This window comes from Robinsoniella sp. RHS (assembly GCF_001029355.1).
In the GTDB taxonomy this organism is placed as follows: domain Bacteria; phylum Bacillota; class Clostridia; order Lachnospirales; family Lachnospiraceae; genus Robinsoniella; species Robinsoniella peoriensis.
The window spans coordinates 1-7,885 of sequence record NZ_JNGB01000062.1; the positions used below are offsets into that span (position 1 = coordinate 1).

Annotated in this window: 7 protein-coding genes; 6 read left to right on the forward strand and 1 reads right to left on the reverse strand. The window is 41.2% G+C overall.

Annotated elements, in window-relative coordinates; genetic code table 11:
- Nucleotides 1-1,169: ribose-phosphate diphosphokinase (locus tag RHS_RS20070; protein WP_047834168.1), on the reverse strand; the 1,169-nt coding region annotated here is incomplete at its 3' end.
- A 243-nt stretch (nucleotides 1,170-1,412) separates the two neighbouring features.
- On the opposite strand from RHS_RS20070, the gene RHS_RS20075 reads away from it, so the two are divergent.
- The 6 genes from RHS_RS20075 (at nucleotide 1,413) to RHS_RS20100 (ending at nucleotide 7,359) form a co-directional block, all read left to right on the forward strand.
- A complete protein-coding gene (locus tag RHS_RS20075) occupies nucleotides 1,413-2,732 on the forward strand; it encodes a radical SAM protein (RefSeq protein WP_044295999.1) in 1,320 nt (439 codons plus the stop codon).
- Nucleotides 2,733-2,754: 22 nt separating this feature from the next.
- A complete protein-coding gene (gene der / locus RHS_RS20080; protein ID WP_047834169.1) occupies nucleotides 2,755-4,083 on the forward strand; it encodes a ribosome biogenesis GTPase Der in 1,329 nt (442 codons plus the stop codon).
- 6 nt (nucleotides 4,084-4,089) lie between these two features.
- Nucleotides 4,090-4,728, forward strand: coding sequence for a glycerol-3-phosphate 1-O-acyltransferase PlsY (plsY, locus tag RHS_RS20085; protein WP_027294122.1), 639 nt, complete (start codon nucleotides 4,090-4,092; stop codon nucleotides 4,726-4,728).
- A 32-nt stretch (nucleotides 4,729-4,760) separates the two neighbouring features.
- Entirely contained in the window at nucleotides 4,761-5,768 is a 1,008-nt protein-coding gene (locus RHS_RS20090) for an NAD(P)H-dependent glycerol-3-phosphate dehydrogenase (protein WP_044296001.1), read from the forward strand.
- Nucleotides 5,769-5,782: 14 nt separating this feature from the next.
- Nucleotides 5,783-6,553 (forward strand): CFI-box-CTERM domain-containing protein, encoded by a 771-nt coding sequence (locus tag RHS_RS20095; protein ID WP_052377796.1) that lies wholly within the window; start codon nucleotides 5,783-5,785, stop codon nucleotides 6,551-6,553.
- Nucleotides 6,554-6,672: 119 nt separating this feature from the next.
- The gene (locus RHS_RS20100) at nucleotides 6,673-7,359 is read left to right on the forward strand and encodes a ClpP family protease (protein WP_027294120.1); all 687 of its coding nucleotides are present in this window, start codon (nucleotides 6,673-6,675) and stop codon (nucleotides 7,357-7,359) included.
- Nucleotides 7,360-7,885: the final 526 nt, after the last annotated feature.

Consider the following 7,885-nt stretch of genomic DNA (forward strand, 5'->3'; position numbering starts at 1 on the left):
CTTTTGTTGTACTTCTCCAGCAATTCATGAATCTTATCCGTAGGAGACTGTACACGGCTGATGGAAACATCATGATTCAGGGAATCAATGATACTTGCCAAAAACTTTGTCATATCAGCTTCTTCATAATACGGGCGATCCAGAAGTTCCGGCATGCGGTAATTCAGGTTCGTTGTAATTACTTTTTCAATATATCCCTTTTCATAATACTCATCAAATTCCTGCAGACCATCTGTGAAAAGGCCGAATGTTGTACATACGAATACTCTTTTCGCCTGACGTTCTTTCAATTGTTTTGCCACATCCAGCATACTTCCGCCGGAAGAAATCATATCGTCGATTACGATCACGTCTTTTCCTTTTACGGAATCTCCCAGGAATTCATGGGCAACGATCGGGTTCTTACCATTGATAATCGTAGAGTAGTCACGGCGTTTGTAGAACATACCCATATCCACACCCAGGATATTAGAGAAGTATACGGCTCTGCTCATAGCACCTTCATCCGGGCTGATAATCATTAAATGGTCATTGTCAATTTTTAAATCCGGTGTGGACTTAATCATTGCTTTTAAGAACTGGTAAGTTGGCATGAAGCTGTCAAATCCGCTTAATGGGACAGCGTTTTGTACTCTTGGATCATGGGCGTCAAAGGTGAGAATATTGGTAACTCCCATATTGATTAACTCCTGTAAAGCAAGAGCGCAGTCCAAGGATTCGCGATTGGAACGTTTATGCTGTCTTCCTTCGTATAAAAACGGCATTACAACATTGATTCGTCTTGCTTTTCCGGTAGCAGCAGAAATGATACGTTTTAAATCCTGAAAATGGTCATCCGGGGACATATGGTTTTCATACCCGCATACAGAATAGGTCAGGCTGTAATTACATACATCAACCATAATAAATAAGTCGGTTCCACGAATGGAAGATTTAATCATCCCTTTTGCTTCTCCGGTACCAAATCTCGGGCATTCGCAGTCAACCAGATACGTGTCCTGGCAGTATCCCTGGAAAGCGATGCTGTCCTTTTGATGGGTAGGGGAAGTGTGGCGGAATTCTACCAGATACTGATCAACGACTTTTGCAAAATCGCGGCAGCCTTCCAGCGGAATTATTTTCAGTGGTGCCACAGGCAGTGATTTACATAATGGTTCTAAATTTGGCATAAATTAACCTCCAAAAAATACGTATAATTGAAATTATTACATATACTTATATTAAATCTTTATAAATACCACTCTATTTATATCATTTTGAGTTGTCTCCGTCAAGATAATTGTCGTATAAAAGAAAAAACAAGAGATTTTTGTACAAAAATAAGAGAGATCTGTACCAATCTAAAAATCAGACGTTGCATTTTAGATTTGAATTTAGTATTATATAGGAAACAAAGGAGTAAAGATCAGATTATGAAAAAAACAAAACATATCATCGGCCGTGTTCTTGCCGGAAGCATTGCAGAGGAAATGGAAATCGAACCTGGCGATGTTCTGGTATCTATAAATGGTAAAATAATAGAAGACGTATTTGATTATCATTATCTCATCAACGAAGAATACCTGGAGTTACTGGTTGAAAAAAGCAATGGTGAAGAATGGGAACTGGAGATTGAAAAGGAATTCGAAGAAGATCTGGGCATTGAATTTGAAAATGGTTTGATGGACGAATACCGTTCCTGCCGCAATAAATGTATATTCTGCTTTATTGACCAGATGCCGAAAAACATGCGTGAAACCCTCTATTTTAAAGATGACGATTCCAGGCTGTCTTTCCTGCAGGGGAACTACGTTACACTCACAAATATGAGTGACCATGATATCGAACGGATTATCACCTACAAGCTGGCACCCATCAATATATCCTTTCATACAATGAACCCTGCCCTGCGCTGTCAGATGCTGAACAACCGTTTTGCCGGAGAAGCACTGAAGAAAGTGGACAGACTGTATGAAGCAGGGATAGAAATGAACGGTCAGATTGTTCTATGTAAAGATATCAACGACAAAAAAGAACTGGAATATACCATTGGGGAACTTACAAAATACATTCCTCATTTAAAAAGCGTATCTGTGGTTCCTGTGGGAATGACACAGTACCGGGATGATTTATTCTCCCTGAAACCTTTTACAAAAGAAGATGCAATAGAAGTACTGGACTGTATACACCGCTGGCAGAAGAAATTATTTGCCGAATTCGGTACGCACTTTATTCATGCCGGGGATGAATGGTATATACTTGCCGGAGAAGAAATGCCTGCGGAAGAGACCTATGATGGATACCTGCAGTTAGAAAATGGTGTGGGAATGACAAGGCTTCTGTTAAACGAAGTAGAAGAGGAGTGTCAGAAACTAATCGGTAACAACCGAAAACAAGAGCTTTCTATTGCTACCGGTGTCTTAGCTTATCCTTATATAAAAAGCTTAAGCGAAAAAGTCTGCCAAAAATATCCCGGCATTCAGGCCTACGTATATGAAATTAAAAATAATTTCTTTGGAGAGCGGATTACCGTTGCCGGGCTCTTAACGGGAAATGACATTATTTCACAGTTAAAAGGGAAAGATCTGGGGCAGCGCCTCCTGCTTTCTGACAATGTCTTACGAAGCGGGGAAGACGTCTTTTTAGACGATGTAACGGTATCTGAAATGGAAATTGCTTTACAAACGAAGGTAAGTATTGTAAAATCAAGCGGTCGGGCTTTTGTCGAAGCCCTGATACAAAAGGAAGAATAAAAGACACAAGAGGTGAAAATATATGAGTAAACCAATCGTTGCAATCGTAGGAAGGCCAAACGTTGGAAAGTCCACATTGTTCAATGCTCTGGCAGGAGAAAATATTTCTATAGTAAAAGATACGCCGGGTGTTACAAGAGACCGTATCTATGCTGATGTAGAATGGCTGAATATCAATTTTACATTAATAGATACCGGCGGTATTGAACCGGACAGCAAAGATATCATATTAGCGCAGATGAGAGAACAGGCTCAAATCGCTATTGACACTGCAGATGTTATTATATTTATAACAGATGTACGTCAGGGACTGGTAGATTCCGATGCCAAAGTAGCAGACATGCTTCGCCGTTCCCAGAAACCGGTTATTCTGGTCGTGAATAAAGTAGATAATTTTGACCGTTTAATGTCCGATGTATATGAATTCTATAATTTAGGAATTGGAGATCCCGTTCCCATATCAGCTATTTCAAAGCTTGGAATTGGCGATATGCTGGATGAAGTTACAAAGCACTTTCAATTAGATGGTACCGAGGATGAAGAAGATGACAGACCGCGTGTAGCCGTAGTAGGCAAGCCAAATGTTGGAAAATCTTCTATTATAAATAAACTTCTGGGAGAAAACCGTGTGATCGTTTCCAATGTTGCAGGAACCACAAGAGATGCCATCGATACTGCAATTACGTTTAACGGACAGGAATATGTATTTATTGATACTGCAGGACTTCGAAGAAAGAGTAAAATCAAAGAAGAGCTGGAGAGATACAGTATTATTCGTACCGTTACCGCAGTAGACCGTGCAGATGTAGTGGTCGTAGTTATCGATGCAGTAGAAGGTGTAACGGAACAGGACGCTAAAATTGCCGGCATTGCCCATGAACGCGGTAAGGGAGTCATTATCGTAGTAAATAAATGGGATGCTATTGAAAAAGATGATAAAACAATCTATAAATATACAAACAAAGTAAAAGATACACTTTCCTATATGCCATATGCCGAAATTATGTTTGTTTCCGCAATGACAGGGCAGAGACTGAATAAGCTTTTCGAAAATATCGATATGGTAATTGAAAACCAGTCCATGCGTATCGCAACCGGTGTCTTAAATGAGATTATGACGGAAGCAGTTGCTCTGCAGCAGCCACCATCGGACAAAGGAAAACGTCTGAAATTGTATTATATTACCCAGGTAGCTGTGAAGCCGCCTACCTTCGTCATTTTTGTGAATGACAAAGAGCTAATGCATTTTTCCTACACCAGATATCTGGAAAACAAAATCCGGGATACTTTTGGATTCAGAGGAACATCGCTTAAATTTATTATTCGTGAACGTAAGGAAAAGGAGAAATAATTGGTTATGGAACGTATCATCTGCTTAGTTATCGGATATGTATTTGGTCTTTTTCAGACCAGCTATATTTACGGCAGGATGCATGGCATCGATATTCGTGAACATGGAAGCGGCAATGCCGGAAGTACAAATATGCTGCGGACTCTTGGAAAAAAAGCAGGACTGATTACTTTTGCAGGGGACTGCCTCAAATGTATCCTGGCGGTAGTAATCATCCGCCTGGTGTTTGGCAGGTCACATCAGGATATCCTGCCCCTGTTGGTATTCTACGGTGCGGCTGGCACGATTTTAGGGCATAATTATCCTTTTTATTTAGGCTTTAAAGGTGGAAAAGGGATTGCCGCAACTGCAGGACTTGTGTTATCATTTAACTGGATTATGGCAATCCTTGGCATTGTTACTTTTTTTACGACTTTCTTTACAACTCACTTTGTATCACTTGGTTCCCTTCTGGTCTATGTGGGAATCATGATCGAATTGATTGTACTCGGTCAGACCGGATTTTTTGAAATGACCCAGCCGCATTTGAATGAGTTGTATGCTATTGGTGCTTTTCTAGCGATTCTTGCATTCTGGAAGCATCGGGCAAACATCGGGCGTTTACTAAGCGGTACGGAAAACAAAACCTTTTTAAGTAAGAAATAAGTCATTACATAAAACACAATGGGGGTAATTATATGGTTAAGATAGGCGTTATTGGAGCCGGCAGCTGGGGTACGGCTCTGGCGGTATTGTTGCATAAAAACGGACATGAAGTTACGATCTGGTCTATTATAAAAGAAGAAGTGGATATGCTGCGTGAAAAAAGACAGCATGAATCCAAACTTCCGGGTGTGGTAATACCAGAGGACATAACAATTACAAACGATTTGAAAGAGTCTATGACCGATAAGGATATTCTGGTTCTTGCCGTTCCTTCTCCTTTTACGAGAAGCACCTGTAAGATGATGAAAGAATTTTTAAAACCTGGTCAGATTGTTATGAATGTAGCAAAGGGAATTGAAGAGAATTCACTGTTTACCCTGACCGATATTATGGAAGAAGAGCTGCCTGGCGTTGATGCGGCTGTTTTATCCGGTCCAAGCCATGCAGAAGAAGTTGGAAGAGGCCTTCCAACCACCTGCGTTGTTGGTGCACATTCGAAAAAGACCGCAGAATATCTGCAGAACATTTTCATTAGTCCTGTATTTCGAGTTTATACAAGCCCGGATATGCTTGGTATAGAGTTGGGTGGGGCATTGAAAAATGTAATTGCACTGGCTGCAGGTACCGCGGACGGACTGGGCTATGGCGACAATACAAAAGCTGCTCTTATTACCAGAGGAATTGCAGAAATTTCCCGCCTTGGCATGAAAATGGGTGGAAAACCGGAAACTTTCTATGGTCTGACAGGAATCGGGGATCTGATCGTTACCTGTGCCAGCGTTCACAGCCGTAACCGGAAAGCAGGTTACCTGATTGGTAAAGGTTATACCATGCAGGAAGCCATGGATGAAGTTAAAATGGTAGTCGAAGGAGTCTATTCTGCAAAAGCCGCTATGGGGCTTGCGAAAAAGTACGATGTAGAACTGCCGATTATCGAACAGGTGAATAAAGTTTTATTTGAAGGAAAGAATGCTGCCGAAGCAGTAAATGAATTAATGCAGCGAGACAAAAAGCTGGAGCATTCTGATTTGCTTTGGTAAGGAGGATATGAATCATGAATTATTATACTGTAGGCATTGAAGGTATGCCAAGACTTCTGTTGGAGATCGAAGATCCACTGGGTAATTTTCGAAAGAAATTATATCCGGCAGCATTTAAAAATTACTTTGAAAAAAATATGGTTACTTTCCAGGCTATCGAAAACGGTTACCAGGATGTAGTAGACAAAGATCAGTTTCTGTCAAATATGGCTAATGCCCTTGTAGAAACTGCAGATGAAAAGATTCAGGCTCAGGGTAAAAAGAATAATCAGGAAAAATTATTAATGGATTATAATTTGTATATGGCTGTTTACGTACTACCTGCCATATTGGAATTCCATGGTGAATCCTCCAAACCTTTAACTGAAAAATTACTGGCTGGGTGGAAAGAGCATTTTCCGAAGACCAATATACAGGCAGCAACTTATGAGCATATTGAACATGGATTTCACCGGAAATTCTGTTATATTACTACTGCCGTCTGTGAAACTTTCGGAAAGCCGGATGATTGTTATGAATTAACCATTCTACGTAATTACCGTGACGGTTATCTGATGGATCAGCCGGAAGGAGAAGAAATCATCAAAGAATATTATGATGTAGCTCCAACCATTGTGAAACACATTAATAAAAATCCGGAAAAGTCGTCTATTTACCAGGGTGTCTGGGATAAATACCTTCATCCCTGCATTCAGATGATTGAAGACAATAAAAATGAAGAGTGCAAGGAACTTTATATACAGATGGTCAGGGACTTGCAGACAGAATATTTTTATAACAGATAACTGTTATGAACAGAACAGAAGCCAAAAGGTTTTTGTTCTGTTTTTTTTATGCATCAGATTCTGCTTAAGTGGGAATGCTACGATTAGCATATTTGAAAAAAAACAGGAGGAATTATAAAATGGCTAATGGAAACAATGATGATAAATCCGGCAAAGATGAAAAGAAAGAGCAGCAGCAGGAAGAAATCAAGGAAATGGGACAAATAACCCTGGATCATAAGATTCACCTTTTGACAGTAATCGGAGAAATTGAAGGTCACGAATGCCTTCCTTCAAACAGCAAAACTACGAAATACGAACATGTCCTTCCCCAATTGGCAGCAATTGAAGACAGCAATGATATTGAAGGCGTTCTGGTTCTGTTAAATACCGTAGGCGGGGATGTGGAAGCAGGACTGGCAATTTCTGAAATGCTTGCTTCCTTAAGCAAACCCACCGTATCTCTGGTTCTGGGCGGAAGCCACTCCATAGGCGTTCCTATCGCCGTATCCACCGATTATTCCTTCATAGTAGAGACAGGAACCATGGTTATCCATCCTGTACGAATGAGCGGTACCGTAATCGGAGCACCTCAGACATACGATTACTTTAAACAGATGCAGGACCGTATCCTTGGATTTATAGCCTCACACTGCGATGCTAACAGGGACCGCCTGGAAGAACTCATGTTAGACACCGGAATGCTGACCAAGGATCTGGGAACCATTCTTGTGGGTAAGCAGGCAGTGGATGAGGGCATCATTAATGAAGTTGGCGGGATTAAGGATGCACTGAAGAAAGTTTATGAGTTGATAAAAGCGAAATAGGGATTGCCTGGGGACGAGAATGTGTTTCGGCAGTTCCGTGTGAAATGTGTGTGATAATATTAAATTCTTTGCTTTCCTGATCACAGACTTAACTGGATCTAGGTACTATCACCATAAATATACGGGAGTAGAATGAAGAACCAGTCTACAGTGAGATCCAGCTGCTTTATGGATTTTATATGTTCTATGCCAATAGCGTACAGCATGCCACAACCCCGGGGTCCCACCGTGCTGAGAAAACCAGCTTTGTATCAATAAACTGCATCCCGGAAAGAGAAGGGGGCGGACCATGGCAGGCGTTTGGAAGGCGTATAGCAGATCTGAGCATTTACTTTACCTTGCCGGAGTGTTTTTTTGGCGGATAGTATTCGACTGGCTCCCATCGGATACTAAGCGGGCACTGAGCTGCGAAATGCATCAGGATTTCGGAGCGAATGCCCGCGTGCCGCCAAAAAGCACTCCGGGAAGGTTAGAAAATGCCAGTTCTGCGGTAAGCCTTCCAAACGCCTGCCATGGTCCGCCCCCT